Genomic DNA, 14,007 nt, shown 5'->3' with positions numbered 1-14,007 from the left:
ACCAACGCCAGCGGGAGGGAGACATGCTGACAGGGATTGGCGTAGTGGTGATCGGCCGCAACGAAGGCCAGCGCCTGCAGCGCTGCCTGGCGTCGCTGGGCGGTTGCGCAGAGCGGGTGGTCTATGTCGATTCGGGCTCGACCGATGGCTCGCCAGCCCTGGCCCGGGGCCTGGGTGTCGAGGTGCTGGCGCTGGACATGACCCGGCCCTTTACCGCCGCACGTGCTCGTAACGAAGGCTTCGCCTGCCTGCAATCTTTGTTGCCGACACTGCGCTATGTGCAGTTCGTCGATGGCGATTGCGAAGTCGTGGCCGGCTGGTTGCAGCAGGCGTGCGCCTTTCTCGATGCGCGGGCGGAGGTGGCGGTGGTGTGTGGACGGCGCCGCGAGCGCTACCCGCAGCATTCGGTCTACAACCTGCTGTGCGATCTGGAATGGGACACCCCGGTGGGCGAAGCCCGGGCTTGTGGGGGTGATGCGTTGATGCGGGCCGATGCGTTCAGGGCCGTTGGCGGCTTTCGCGCGGGGCTGATCGCCGGCGAAGAGCCTGAGTTGTGTGTGCGCCTGCGTGGCCGCGGCTGGAAGATCTGGCGCCTGCCCGAGGAAATGACCCTGCATGATGCCGCCATGACCCGTTTCAGCCAGTGGTGGCGGCGCAGCCTGCGCGCAGGCTACGCCTTCGCCGAAGGCGCTTTCCTGCATGGCGCGCCTCCAGAGCGGCATTGGCGCCGTGAGTCGCATCGTGCCTGGCTGTGGGGGCTGGGCATACCGCTGGTGATCGTGGTCGCGTGTGCATTGCTGGGCGGCTGGGGGCTGCTGCTGTTGCTGGTCTACCCGCTGCAGGCTATGCGCCTGGCGCGCCGTGGTGGCCGTTCGGTACGCGAGAACTGGCTGCAGGCAGGGTTTCTGGTACTGGGGAAATTCCCGGAGATGGTCGGGCAGGTGCGGTTTCTGTTGAACAGGTTCACTGCCGGCAAGACGGTGTTGATCGAGTACAAGTGAGAGGCCCATGGCGTTCAGATCGTTACTCAAGAGTGTGCTCACTCTGCAACCCGGCTATTCATTGCGGGCGTTGAACAACAAGTTCAAGTTGCTGGTGCTGATCTGCACCCAGTGGGCGGACCTCAAACCGTTCCTGCGGCAGATGGAAGCCGTGCTGGGCAAGGACGGCTTCGACAAGCTCGGTGTCGATTGCATCGGCATGGTGCAGTGGCCCTATATCAGCAAATGCTGGTCGGTGCGTGAACGCCTCGACGCCGTGGCTTCGCATTACCAGGTGGTGACAGCGCAGTTCCCGAGCCTGTTGCTGCTGGGCCGCGACGAGCAGCGTACGCTGTGCGACCTGTCCGCCAGTTCCCCCGGCTGCACCCTGGTGCTGGACCGGCCGATCTGGTTCAAGCGCGAAGGCGAGCTGGTGCTGAACCTGTTCCAGGGCGACCTGCGTGTGGCGTCTCTGGCCTTCACCCTGCAGCGCACTGCGGCCGGCTTGTACCTGTTCATCGGCGCGGTACAGGGGATTCACAAGGGGATCGACAGCGAGCGCTCGCTGGCCATCTACCGTGACCTGACCAAGGACTTCGAAGGCCTGCGCCCGCGCAGCCTGCTGCTCGAGGCGCTCAAGTGCATGGCCCGGGCGATGGGGGCTGAACGCTTGTATGCGGTGGGCGACGCCTATCGGCATCATCGGCACCCTTACTTTGGCGCCGAAAAGTCCCAGGACCTGGCCGCCAACTACGACGCCATCTGGCTGGAGCATGGCGCAGAGCCCAGCGAGCGCGAAGACTTCTTCAGCCTCCCGCTGGCGGCGGCGCAACGTGCGGCCGAGGACATCGCACCGAAGAAACGGGCCATGTACCGCAGGCGCCAGGCCTTGCTCGAGGCGTTGTTCGCGCAACTCGAAGCGGTGCTGCCGGCCAGTGCTGGCCAGTGCCGGTTGCAGGCACATCGGCAACGGCTGGGCTACGCCCTGGCGCTGCAGGAGGCCACTGCGCCGACAGCACCGCAATCATCGCTGGCCAGAGCTGCGGTGTTGTTCCGCCAGGCCCTGCGTGAGCCCCGGGCGGATCAGCGTTTTGTGGCGTATATACGCAAGGCCGGGCTGTACCCGACCCTGAGAAAGGCTTGGCGGGAGTTGCTGCGCCATGGCCCGGCGCTGCTTTGGAAGCCGCCCACCGAGCAGCGTCACGAACTGCCGCTGGACGCCCCGGGCGTGGCGGCCGCCACGCTGTTCCCCGGGCACATTCTGTTGATCAGCGAGACTGAACCGGCACAGGCGCTCAAGGGCCGCCCTGTGCAACTGCGGCAAATGCTGGTCGAGTTTGGCTACACCTGCACGCTTGTGGATTGGCGCAACCCACAAGCGTGCCTGAATGCCCTGCAAACCTGTGCCGCAGTCATCTTGCACCGGCTGCCCTATTGCCCGCAGTTGGCGACGCTGGTCGAGGAGGCCAGGCGGCTCAAGGTCACCTCGTGCTGGGATGCCGACGCGCTGATCTTCGACCCGCAGGCGTATCGCCAGGGCAACGACCTGGACGGTTTGAGCGACGCAGACGTGGGCAAGCTGATGGCGGCCGTGGCGCTGCACCGCCAGGCACTGTTGGCGTGCGATTGCGCGATCGCCTCAAGCGCGGTACTGGCGGCGGCGATGCAAGAAGCGGGGGCCCGGCAAGTCACGGTGGTCGAGTGCAGCCAGCAGTTGGGCCAGGTTTTCCCGGCACCTGCCAGCGTTCGCCCACGCAGGTTGCTGTCGGCGAACATTTTCTTCGCCCCCCGCAGTTTCGGTGGCGCCACGGTTGTCGCCGAGCAGATGGCGCGGCTGCTGGCGGCCACGTCGCCCTGGCAGCAATTCGTGTTCACATCGTTACCGCCGACCGATACGGCCCCCTACAGCCTGTTCAGGTACCAGGCGCAGCAGGCCGCGGTGCTCGGCATCGGCCTGCCAGAGCAGCGTTCGGCCCTCGAGGACTTCGAAAACCGTGCAACCCTGCCGCTGTTCGACGCCGTGCTCGAGCGCGTCGCCCCGGACCTTGTGCACCTGCATTCGATCCAGGGGCTGGGAGCGCTGCTGGCCGACAGCTGCGCGCGGGCGGGCATACCCTTCGTGGTGACCTTGCATGATGCGTGGTGGATCTGCGGGCGCCAGTTCATGATCAACGGCCACGGCCAGTACTGCGGGCAAACGCGCATTCGCACCGAAGTGTGCGCCGCCTGTGTCGACGACGCGCCCCTGAACGCCTACCGCCAGCAGGCATTGGCCGCCACCCTGCGCAAGGCCGACCTGCTGTTGGCACCGAGCCGCTTCGCCCGGGACCTGTACGTGGCCAATGGCTTCGATGCGGCGAAGATCCGCATCAACCGCAACGGCATCCTGGCCCCCGGTGCGGGCTACCACAAGCAGCCGGGGGCATTGCTGCGCTTCGGTTTTGTCGGGGGCAACACCGCGATCAAGGGCATCAACCTGATCACCCAGGCGTTTGCCGGGTTGCCCCGTTCGGACTATGAACTCAAGGTAGTCGATAACCTGCTGCACCTGGGTTTCCGCTCATTCAACCGTCACAGCGTGAAGATCCCGGGGAGTGTCAGCATCATCCCCGGTTACACCCAGGACGACATCGATGCGTTCTTTTCCGGCATCGACGTGCTGCTGTTCCCGACCCAGTGGAAGGAGACCTTCGGCCTTGCCGTGCGCGAAGCGCTGGTACGCGATGTCTGGGTGATCAGCACCGATGCCGGCGGCACGGTCGAGGACATCGTCGATGGGGTCAACGGCACCATCATTCCGTTGAGCTCAGATCCGCGGTATCTGCGCCAGGCACTGGCCGATGCCCTCGAGCACCCGGAGCGCTTTGCACACCCACACAACGCCTTCAAGGGCAGCATCACGCTGTGCAGCGACCAGGCCCTGGAGCTCCAGGGCATCTATGCGGACGTCATCGAGGGCCACGCAACGGCAGACACGGCACCGTCAGCCATGTGAAGCCTGATACAGGAGGCTGGATGCCGCCGGGGGTGGCCAGCTCATTCATCACGCGGGTATGGATTCGGGTTCCTATGCGTATTGCTTACTTCATCAATCAGTACCCCAAGGTCAGCCACAGCTTCATTCGCCGCGAAATCCTCGCGCTCGAGCGCCAGGGTTTCGAGATCCAGCGAATTGCCCTGCGAGGCTGGGATGCCGAACTGCAGGATGACGAGGATGTGCGTGAGCAGGGCAAGACCCAGTACGTGCTGCAAGGCGGCGTGAAAGCGCTGCTCAAGCCAACGCTGCAGGTACTGCGCCAGCAACCCGGGCGCTTTTTCGCAAGCCTGCGACTGGCCTTGCGCCTGGGCCGGCGGGCGGACCGGGCGTGGCCCTATCACCTGGTCTACCTGGCCGAGGCATGCCGTGTGGTGCAGTGGTTGCAGGCGTCGGGCGCCGTGCATGTGCATGCGCATTTCGGCACCAACTCGACCGAGGTGGTGATGCTGGCCCAAGCCTTGGGCGGGCCGGCCTACAGCTTTACCGTGCATGGCCCCGAAGAGTTCGACAAACCGCAGTTTCTGCATGTGGGCGAGAAAGTGCGGCGCGCCGCGTTCGTCGCGGCGGTCAGCTCCTATGGGCGCAGCCAGTTGTTTCGCTGGGTGGCTCACGAACACTGGGGCAAGGTCAAGGTGGTGCACTGCGGCCTGGAGCGCAGCTTCCATGATGTGCCTGCGGTGGCGGCGCCCAGCGCGCCACGGCTGGTGTGCGTTGGCCGGTTGTGCGAGCAGAAGGGCCAGTTGCTGTTGCTCGAGGCCGCACGGCTGCTGGCGGCGCAGGCGGTGGAGTTCGAGCTGGTGCTGGCCGGGGACGGCGAAATGCGCGAGCAACTGCAAGCCCTGATCGCCCGGCACGGCCTGCAGGCGCAGGTGCGTATTACCGGTTGGATCAGCAGCGCCCAGGTACGCGAGGAGATCCTCGCCGCCCGCGCCCTGGTCTTGCCAAGCTTCGCCGAGGGCTTGCCGGTGGTGATCATGGAGGCCATGGCCTTGCGCCGCCCGGTGCTGACCACCTATGTGGCGGGTATCCCCGAGCTGGTAACCCCAGGCGAGAACGGCTGGCTGTTTCCGGCGGGGGCCGTGGAGGAACTGGCCACGGCCATGGCCGAGTGCCTGGCGCAACCTGCGCAGGTGCTGCAGCGCATGGGCGAGGCGGCGTATCAGCGCGTGCTGCAGCGTCATGACATCGATACCGAAGCGGCCCGGCTGGCCAGCTACTTCAAGGCATCCGCATGATTATCCTACTGAGCTGGCTGTTGGCCGCCGCAGCGCTGCTGATCCTGTTACCGGTGCTGGTGCTGTTCGTCCAGGTGTTGCTGGGCAGCCTGCCCGCCAGGCAGCTGCCGCTGGCCACAGGCAAGCGGGCACGGGTGGCTGTGCTGGTACCGGCGCACAACGAGGCCTCGGTCATTGGTGCCACCCTCGCCAGCATTACCCCGCAACTGGCCGAGGGTGATCGCCTGCTGGTGGTGGCGGACAACTGCAGCGATGACACCGCCGCGCTTGCCCTGCAGGCTGGCGCGCAGGTGGTCGAGCGGCAGAATGAGCAGTTGCGAGGCAAGGGTTACGCACTGGATTGCGGTGTGCGCCACCTGGCGGACGACCCGCCGCAGGTGCTGATCGTAATCGACGCCGACTGCCTGGCGGACAAGGGCGCTATCGAGTATTTGACGCGTTGCTGCAGCGCAGCAGCGCGACCGGTGCAAGCCCTCTACCTGATGCATGCGCCAGCGGGTGCCGGGCTGAAAGTACAGATCGCCGAGTTTGCCTGGCGAGTAAAAAACCTGGTGCGTCCGCGTGGCTGGGCGTGGCTGGGCCTGCCTTGCCAGCTCATGGGCTCCGGCATGGCATTCCAGTGGCGCGACCTGGCGCAGATCGACCTGGCCAACGGGCACCTCGTCGAAGACCTGAAGCTGGGGCTGGACCTGTGCCGCAACGGCAAACCCCCCTTGTTCTGCCCGCAGGCTCAGGTCTACAGCCAGTTTCCAGGCAGCGACGAAGGTTTGGCCATCCAGCGTACTCGCTGGGAACATGGCCACCTAGGCGTACTGCTGGCCGACGCTCCCCGGCTGCTGCTGGGCGCGCTGGCCCGGCGCAACGGGCGCTTGCTGGCCATGGCCATGGACTTGCTGGTACCGCCGCTGGCCCTGCTGGTGCTGACATTGATGGCATTGCTCGGCATTACCTGGTTGGCGTATGCGGTGTTTGGCGTGTTGCTCCCCGCAATGCTGGCCACCTTGGCCGTGGTGCTACTGGGGAGTGCGGTGCTGCTGGCCTGGGCGCGCTTCTGCCGCGAGCAGATGCCCTTTTCGGTATTGCTGTATGCGCCCTGTTACGCGGCGAAGAAGATCCCGCTGTACCTGGGGTTTCTGGTCCGACGCCAGGTGGAATGGGTACGTTCGAAACGGGATGAAAGCTGATGGCAGATCGTGCATGGCAACGGCGCTGGGCCTGCGTCGTCGACAATTTGCAGGTGGTGGCTGACGCGGCTGATGAGCAACGGCTGCTCGATACCTTGTCGTCACCGCAAGCGCCCACCGTACTCGGCTTTGTCAATGCCCACGGCATGAACCTGGTGGCGGGTAACGGTGAATTTCATGAAGCGCTGGTGGCTGCCGACGTGTTGCTGCGAGACGGTTCGGGCATGGGGCTGCTGTACCGCCGTCTGGGCCTTGCCCCGGGGTTGAACATGAACGGCACCGATTTCATCCCCCGCCTGCTGGCGGCCTTCGAAGGCCGACGGGTAGCCCTGTGGGGCACCCGCGAGCCTGCTCTGGCCCAGGCGGCGCAGCACTGCGAAGCCCGCTTCGGGGTGCTGCCTGTATCGGTGCACGATGGTTTTGCCGATGTGCAGACCTACCTGCAGCTTGCCCGTGAGCAGAAACCCGAGCTCATCGTGCTGGGCATGGGCATGCCCAGGCAGGAACTGGTTGCCGCCCGGCTGATGGCCGTTGCCGGGCCGTGCCTGATCGTGTGCGGCGGGGCGATCCTGGACTTTCTGGGGGGCGGGGTGACGCGGGCGCCACGCTGGGTACGGCGGCTGGGCATGGAATGGCTGTACCGCCTGCTGCAGGAACCCAGGCGCTTGTTCGGCCGATACGTATTGGGTAACCCCTTGTTTGTATTGCGTACCCTGGCCTTCAGCAGGAAGCCTGGCACAGCCCGTTCCGGTGTGCCGGACAGTGACCCCTGAGCGGGCCAAGGGGTGGCGTGCCGCACCGATGGCGCACTACTGCTACAGTGATATCAATCGCCGCCAGACAGCAACAACAATAAACAGGCGAATAGCAGTAGCAGCCCCTGAATGAACGCCATCGTGGTGGCCGGACGCTCAGGCGGGCTCTTGACACAGGGGGTCTTGCCGCATGCAGGGATCGACAGTGCGCGCTCGCGTTCGCCACCAGTGGCACCTCAATCACCGCAGTGAAATACACCCCTGGCAGGCTCGCCGGGGTGCGACGGCTATTGCCAGTGACCACGCCGATGCCCCAGGCGGGCCGGCCACTGCAACCGTTGCTTTGCCAGTGTGTTCAGCCTGATGCAACGGTGTTCGCCACGCTCACATTGATGAGGCCTGACAATGGTTTTGGAACCCAGAAGCAGTCGTCCCGTGCTCCAGCGCAGAAGCAACGTCAGCAACGCCGTGCAGGCGGGCCTTGACGGTATTGCGGTGACCGGTGTCGCCTGGTACCTGATCTACGAACAGTTTGGCTACATCACCTCCGACTACGTGATCATGCTGCTGTTGCTGATCGGCGCGCTGGCGGTGATCTACGACCACTACGCCATCTACCGCACCAACGTCGGCCTGACAGTCAAGGCGTTCAGGTTGTTCAAGGCCTGGTCGGCGACGTTCTGCTTCCTGGTGGTGATGGCGTTTCTCACCAAACAGAGCGAATCGTATTCACGGCTGCTGGTCGGGGAGCTGTTCGTCATCGGTTATTTCGTCCAGCTATTCCTGCACATTGCCGTGCGCGAAGTGCAGAAACGCTTCATGGCCCACGCGTACCGCATGGAAAACGCCTTGATCATCGGCAACGGTGAACTGGCGGATTTCCTGTACCGCAAAATCAGCAACAACCCCTGGTTCGGCGAGCGGGTGGTGGGGTGCGTGCTGTTTGACGAAGCCGATGCAGCGCAGCGGACGGACGGGCAGCAGGGCCCGCCGGTACTTGGGCATATTTCCAAGCTCGACGAGATTGTCGCGCAGCACGCCATACGCACGGTGTACCTGGTGACGCCACTCGGCGGCTCCGAAGTGATCAACGATATCTACCTGAAACTGCTGGAAAAGTGCATTGCCGTGAATTGGGTGCCGGATATCTTCTCGCTGCGCCTGATCAACCACAGCGTTCGCGAAATCGCCGGCATTCCGGTACTGACCCTGTCCGAAACACCATTGACCGGCATGAGCCTGTTCCTCAAGAACGTCGAGGACCGGGTGCTGGCGGCGCTCATCCTGCTGTGCATTTCGCCGGTACTGCTGGTGGTCGCCCTGGTAATCAAGCTCGACAGCCCAGGGCCAGTGTTTTTCCGCCAGGCGCGCATGGGCTGGACCGGCGAGACGTTCCGTATCTGGAAGTTCAGGAGCATGCATGTGCACCAACCCGAGGCCGGCGTGCTCCAGCAGGCCCAGAAGAACGACCCGCGGCTGACCCGGGTGGGCGCCTTCATCCGCCGTACCAGCCTGGATGAGCTGCCCCAGCTGTTCAACGTGCTGACCGGCGAGATGTCGCTGGTGGGCCCGCGCCCGCATGCACTGCAACACGACACGCAATACTCCCAGGACATCGTCGACTACTTTGCCCGCCACAACATCAAGCCCGGCATGACTGGCCTGGCCCAGGTGCGTGGTTTCAGGGGGGAAACCAAGGACATCGCGCAGATGGTCCAGCGCGTGAACTCCGATATCGAATACATCAACAACTGGTCGCTGTGGCTCGACTTCGTGATTCTGGTGCGTACGCTCAATGCGTTCACCGGCAAGCACGCCTACTGACCAACGGGCAGGCGGCCGGTCACACATCCGCGCACGCAGCACTACACTTGCCCCGGTGATGGCGACCTGCCTGCATTGGCCGGTTCGCCCCTTCAAGGATGAAAGGCCCTACCATGGTCGGTCCGTAGCCTGGACCGGCCGTGTCCTGCAAGGAGACGCAGGTCGATGGTCATCAAGCGAACGAACAAGGCTTGCGTGCACACCCCTGCGCGCAAATTGACGAAGCTTGCCGGTGAACTGCAAGGCGCTGTCGATGGGTTGCTGGCCAGCCCGTTGTTTGTCAGGTCGCGACGCCTGGGCAGCCTGCTCAGCTACCTGGCCCAGCACAGCCAGCAGGAAGGCGAGCATAGCCCCAGCGAATACGATATCGGCATCGCGGTGTTTCGCCGTGATCCGGCGGTGTACTGCACCGGCGACGACCCGGTGGTACGGGTGCAGGTCGGCCGCCTGCGACGCAAGCTCGCTGCCTATTACGCAACCCTTGGGGTACATGAAGCGCTGCGCCTGAGCGTGCCGCCGGGCGGTTACCGTTTGTGTTGCGTGCCACAGGACAGGCCCTTGGTCGATTGCCGGCCGGCAGTGCTGTACGTGAGGCCGTTCAGTTGCCTGACCAGTCTGGGCGGTGTGTTTGCCAGGGGCTTGAGTGAAGAGTTGTGCGACCTGCTGTTCCATGCGCTTGGCAACGCCTCTGTGCGTGTCCGCCTGCCGCGTGGTGTGCCCGTCGCAAGCGGTCCGATGGATGAGCCTGCCTATGTGCTGGAGGGCAGCGTCAGGGCCGAAGCCAACCGGGTGCGGGTGGCGGTGCGGGTGGTGGATGTGGGGGCGGGCAGCCTGTTCTGGTCGGCCCGCTTCGACCGCAGTGGGCCGTTGCTGATCGACACCGAGCAGGACCTGGCCGAGGCCATCTGCCGCAGCCTGGTCGTGCGCTTCACCCGGCATTAGGGGTGAAACCGCCGGGGCGTACCCCGGCGGCCAAGGCTCAGGAAGGGATGATCCACTTCTGGTCGGAGTACATGTAGGTAGCGCTGTTGGCGAAGGTCAGGTCGATCTCCTGGGCATTGGAGCGTGAGCTGCTGAACATGGTGCTGGTCTGCACGTCCTGTTGGAACCACACCAGGATGCTTTCCTTCGGCGTGAGGCTGGTGCTGCCCTGTACGACCGCACTGGTGGCCACGTAGATCGGCGTGCTCACCTGCTTGCCGTCGATGCCGGTGGACAGCTGGTTGACGCCCGGATGGATCGAACCGTACTTGTTGATCAAGGTGACCGCCGTTTCCGGTCCGCCGGTGGAAGGCGCCCCGAGTATGCCTGCATCGTCGAGGATCGATTGTTGCCCGAGGCCGATGGTGACGATATTGGTGGCCGTGGTCACCGTGACATTGTCCTGGAAGGTGTTGGTGCCAAACAGCTGGTACTGGGGCGTCCAGCTGAAAGTGTTGTTCATCAGGTACTTGTCGTAGGACTGCCAGACCACGTTGTACGCAGCGTCTCCGACCTTCTTGGCGAAGCACAGCTTGTACTTCCCGTCCTTGAGAGTCCGCAGGTCATCGGCGGCAATCTGGATGTTCACCGATTTGGTAACGGCATCGGTGATGGTGCGGAACAGATTGGCGTAGTGGCTTTGCTCCAGGGGCTGGGTTCGGCCAAGCAGGGCCTTGACCGCTTGTTGCACCTGTTCCTGGCGCTGCTGGGCGACGGCGAGCTGTTGTTTGCTTGCGGCATTCGAATTGCTCATGGTGTCCCTCTGTCCTTGTTGAGTGATGATTGCCGAATTCCGGCCTGTGCCGGCGTGTCGACCAGGCCACTCTAGGCAGGGCAGGAGAGCCGGTGAAGTATCACGGTGTTACAAGGCAGTGGCTGTGATGCCGCCCATTCCAATGAACAAGGGCCGCAATGCGGCCCTTGTTACTCGTGCAAGTACGCAAGCAAGGCTTAGGCCGTGCTCTTAACGTTGGCGTCGGCCCAGGTGAAGTTCCAACTGGTGCGCTTGCCCTTGGCCACTTCGATGAGCTTGTTTTCGTAGGTCGTATGGCTGATCTCGCCGGTGAACGTCAATGTGCGTGCGCTGTTGTTGCCTGTGACTTCGCCCGGCGTGCCATTGCTCAGGATCATTGCTTTCTTGAGGTCTTCCGCGGATGGCGCGCTGGCCTGGTTCTTCTCGACGGTTACGAAATGCATGGTTACACCTCCTGTGTGGGTTGAGCCTCGGCACGGCGCGGCGCGCAGGCCGAGGGGCACACTGTAGGCGCGTGGTGGGCAGGGGCTTAAGTTACAAGGCAGGCGCCGAAGTAACAGGGCGTAACTTCATGGCGGATACCCAGGTGGCCTCATGCGCGGGGCAGTGTCAACGGGTGCAACGCCCTGAACCCCTGCGCCTCCTCCACCAACCAGTCATGCACCGCCCGGGCGCCGGGCTGGGTCAGCCCGCCGGGCGGGTAGTGCAGCACGTAGCGCTTGTGGTTGGCGATCGGTACGCCGAACGGCACGATCAAAGCGCCGCGTTCAAGCTCATCGTTGAGCAGGGTGCGCCGGGCAATGGCCACGCCGACACCGGCAATTGCCGCCTCGATGGTCAGGTGGTTGCGGTTGAAGGTGTGGCCGCGGCGAACGTCCAGCCCGCCGGCGCCGATACCGTCCAGGTAGAACTCCCACTCGGCGTATTCCGAGCTGCCGCGCCAGGCGGTGATGTCGTGCAGCAACGGATAGTGCACAAGGTCTGTCGGCCCGTGCAGCGGCGGGCGGCCGCGCAGCAGTGCAGGGGAGCAGACCGGGAAGATCTGTTCATCCAGCAGCGGGGTGGACAGCATGCCCGGGTAGCTGCCGTCGTTGAGGTCGATGGCCAGGTCGAAGTCATCCGGGTGCAAAGCCTGGTTGCTGTCCTCGGCCACCAGGCGCAGCTCGATGTCCGGGTAACGCTGCTGGAAGCGCGGCAGGCGCGGCGTGAGCCATTTGGCCAGGAACGACGGGATCGAGCGCAGGCGCAAGGTGCCCCGGATCTCGCCGGCAGCCAGGCGTAGCAGCTCGGCCTCGATGCTGCCGTAGGCCTCGGCCACGGTCTGCGCCAGGCGCTGGCCCTCGGCCGACAACTCTACGCCGCGGGCTCGGCGCAGGAACAGGCGGTAGCCGAGGCGCTCTTCCAGCTGGCGCATCTGCTGGCTGACGGCGCCGGGGGTGATGTGCAGCTCTTCTGCGCAGCGGGTGAATGACAAGTGTCGGGCCGCGCAGGCGAATACATGCAGCCAGACATACACCTGGCCGTTGAGTGGCCCCTTCATTGTTTAGTCCTGCTAAAGGCTTGTGTAGGAATTTTCGTTGGTCATGCCGACCGGAGCGCGTCAGTATCGCCCAACTTTGTAATACCGTTCAATTTTTCCGGAGATCCGTGGTGCGCGTTGTATGGCTGCCACGGTCAGGCATTAGCATGGCTATCAGTGTTTTCGACCTTTTCAAGATTGGCATCGGCCCATCGAGCTCCCACACCGTCGGCCCCATGCGCGCCGCGGCAACCTTCGCCCTGGCCCTGCGCGAGCGTGGCCTGCTGGCCAAGGTGAGCCGGGTCGAGGTCCGTCTGTACGGCTCGCTGTCGGCCACCGGGGTTGGCCATGCCACCGACCGTGCCTGCCTGCTGGGCCTGATGGGCCAATGGCCGGACCGCATCGACCCGCAGAGCATCGAGCCACGCATCGACCAGTTGATGCAGGAGCAGTGCCTGATGCTCGACGGCAGTCACCCCATCGAGTTCCACTACGCCCGTGACATGCGCCTGCTCGACGAGAACCTCGCGTACCACCCCAACGCGATGACGCTGGAGAGCTTCGACGGGCAGGGCAGCCAGTTCAGCCAGACCTACTATTCGGTCGGCGGTGGCTTCATCGTCGAGCAAGGCGAGATCGACGCGCCCCAGGGTGGCAACGCCGAGGTCGAACTGCCTTACGAGTTCTCCAGTGCAGAGGAGCTGCTGGCGCTGTGCAAGCAGCATGGGCTGAGCGTCAGCCAGCTGATGCTGGCCAACGAGCGCGCCTGGCGCTCGGAAAGCGAGATACGAGAAGGCCTGCTGAACATCTGGGCTGCCATGCGCGAGTGCGTGGTCAATGGCCTGCGCAACGAAGGCATCCTGCCCGGCGGGCTCAAGGTCAAGCGCCGCGCCGCGCGCCTGCACCGTAGCCTGCAGGAGCTGGGCAAGCCCAACGTGATCGGCTCGACCCTCAGCGCCATGGAGTGGGTCAACCTGTTCGCCCTGGCGGTCAACGAAGAGAACGCCGCAGGCGGGCGCATGGTCACCGCACCCACCAACGGCGCGGCCGGGATTATCCCGGCGGTGCTGCACTACTACATGAAATTCAACCCCGGCGCCTGCGACGATGACGTGGTGACCTTCCTGCTGGCGGCGGCGGCGGTGGGCATCCTGTGCAAGAAGAACGCCTCGATTTCCGGCGCCGAAGTGGGCTGCCAGGGCGAGGTCGGTTCGGCCTGCTCGATGGCTGCCGCGGGCCTTGCCGAAGTGTTGGGCGCCACGCCGCCCCAGCTGGAAAATGCCGCCGAGATTGCCCTGGAACATAACCTCGGGCTGACCTGCGACCCGGTCGGCGGGTTGGTTCAGGTACCGTGCATCGAGCGTAATGCCATCGCTGCGGTCAAGGCGATCAATGCCGTGCAGATGGCCTTGCGTGGCGACGGTGAGCATTTCATTTCCCTCGACCAGGTGATCCGCACCATGCGCGATACCGGTGCCGACATGCACGCCAACTACAAGGAAACCTCGCGCGGCGGCCTGGCCGTGGCGTTCGTCGAGTGCTGATACAGGTACAGGCAAGCACTTGACCCTGTAGGAGCGGCCTTGTGCCGCGAAAGGGCTGCGAAGCAGCCCCGCGAGCTATGTGGTGACGCCAATATCGGGGGCTGCTACGCAGCCCTTTCGCGGCACGAGGCCGCTCCTACAGGGAACGCGCCAGCGCTTCGGATTCTGAGCAAGACAGTTGCTCCACAGGGGCG

At 64.4% G+C, this 14,007-nt stretch carries 11 protein-coding genes and 1 pseudogene; 9 read left to right on the top strand and 3 right to left on the bottom strand.

What is annotated here, in order from left to right; genetic code table 11:
- Window positions 1-23 precede the first annotated feature (23 nt).
- The 8 genes and pseudogenes from L6D77_RS09380 (at window position 24) to L6D77_RS09350 (ending at window position 9,957) form a co-directional block, all read left to right on the top strand.
- On the top strand, window positions 24-1,001 hold the full coding sequence (locus L6D77_RS09380; RefSeq protein ID WP_232881514.1) for a glycosyltransferase family 2 protein: 978 nt from the start codon (window positions 24-26) through the stop codon (window positions 999-1,001).
- 7 nt (window positions 1,002-1,008) lie between these two features.
- Window positions 1,009-1,947, top strand: a pseudogene (locus tag L6D77_RS27350) (DUF535 family protein); the annotation flags it as partial.
- Window positions 1,948-2,304: 357 nt separating this feature from the next.
- Entirely contained in the window at window positions 2,305-3,975 is a 1,671-nt protein-coding gene (locus L6D77_RS27345; RefSeq protein ID WP_309295652.1) for a glycosyltransferase family 4 protein, read from the top strand.
- Window positions 3,976-4,049: 74 nt separating this feature from the next.
- Entirely contained in the window at window positions 4,050-5,252 is a 1,203-nt protein-coding gene (locus tag L6D77_RS09370; RefSeq protein ID WP_232881501.1) for a glycosyltransferase, read from the top strand.
- Window positions 5,249-6,436, top strand: a complete 1,188-nt coding sequence (locus L6D77_RS09365; protein WP_232881499.1) for a glycosyltransferase family 2 protein — start codon at window positions 5,249-5,251, stop codon at window positions 6,434-6,436. The genes L6D77_RS09370 and L6D77_RS09365 overlap by 4 nt, the downstream gene beginning before the upstream one ends.
- Entirely contained in the window at window positions 6,436-7,209 is a 774-nt protein-coding gene (locus tag L6D77_RS09360; protein ID WP_232881497.1) for a WecB/TagA/CpsF family glycosyltransferase, read from the top strand. The genes L6D77_RS09365 and L6D77_RS09360 overlap by 1 nt, the downstream gene beginning before the upstream one ends.
- 387 nt (window positions 7,210-7,596) lie before the next feature.
- On the top strand, window positions 7,597-9,015 hold the full coding sequence (locus L6D77_RS09355) for an undecaprenyl-phosphate glucose phosphotransferase (RefSeq protein WP_232881494.1): 1,419 nt from the start codon (window positions 7,597-7,599) through the stop codon (window positions 9,013-9,015).
- 165 nt (window positions 9,016-9,180) lie between these two features.
- Complete coding sequence (locus L6D77_RS09350) at window positions 9,181-9,957, top strand: hypothetical protein (RefSeq protein WP_232881485.1); 777 nt, start codon at window positions 9,181-9,183, stop codon at window positions 9,955-9,957.
- A gap of 37 nt (window positions 9,958-9,994) precedes the next feature.
- Here the strand turns inward: L6D77_RS09350 and L6D77_RS09345 are convergent, their stop codons facing one another.
- From L6D77_RS09345 to L6D77_RS09335, 3 genes are all read right to left on the bottom strand, one after another.
- Complete coding sequence (locus tag L6D77_RS09345) at window positions 9,995-10,750, bottom strand: hypothetical protein (protein ID WP_110992647.1); 756 nt, start codon at window positions 10,748-10,750, stop codon at window positions 9,995-9,997.
- Window positions 10,751-10,947: 197 nt separating this feature from the next.
- The gene (locus L6D77_RS09340; RefSeq protein WP_125858502.1) at window positions 10,948-11,193 is read right to left on the bottom strand and encodes a hypothetical protein; all 246 of its coding nucleotides are present in this window, start codon (window positions 11,191-11,193) and stop codon (window positions 10,948-10,950) included.
- Window positions 11,194-11,342: 149 nt separating this feature from the next.
- Window positions 11,343-12,290 carry a LysR substrate-binding domain-containing protein gene (locus L6D77_RS09335; RefSeq protein ID WP_232881483.1) on the bottom strand — a complete coding sequence of 316 codons (948 nt, stop codon included), beginning with the start codon at window positions 12,288-12,290 and terminating at the stop codon, window positions 11,343-11,345.
- A gap of 146 nt (window positions 12,291-12,436) precedes the next feature.
- Between L6D77_RS09335 and L6D77_RS09330 the strand changes: the two genes are divergently transcribed.
- Window positions 12,437-13,813, top strand: a complete 1,377-nt coding sequence (locus L6D77_RS09330; protein ID WP_232881481.1) for an L-serine ammonia-lyase — start codon at window positions 12,437-12,439, stop codon at window positions 13,811-13,813.
- The last annotated feature ends 194 nt before the right edge of the window (window positions 13,814-14,007 follow it).

The organism is Pseudomonas parasichuanensis (genome assembly GCF_021601385.1).
GTDB classification, from domain to species: Bacteria; Pseudomonadota; Gammaproteobacteria; order Pseudomonadales; family Pseudomonadaceae; genus Aquipseudomonas; species Aquipseudomonas parasichuanensis.
The sequence above is the reverse complement of the archived record's forward strand: the minus strand, read 5'-3'. Positions and strand labels throughout refer to the sequence as shown.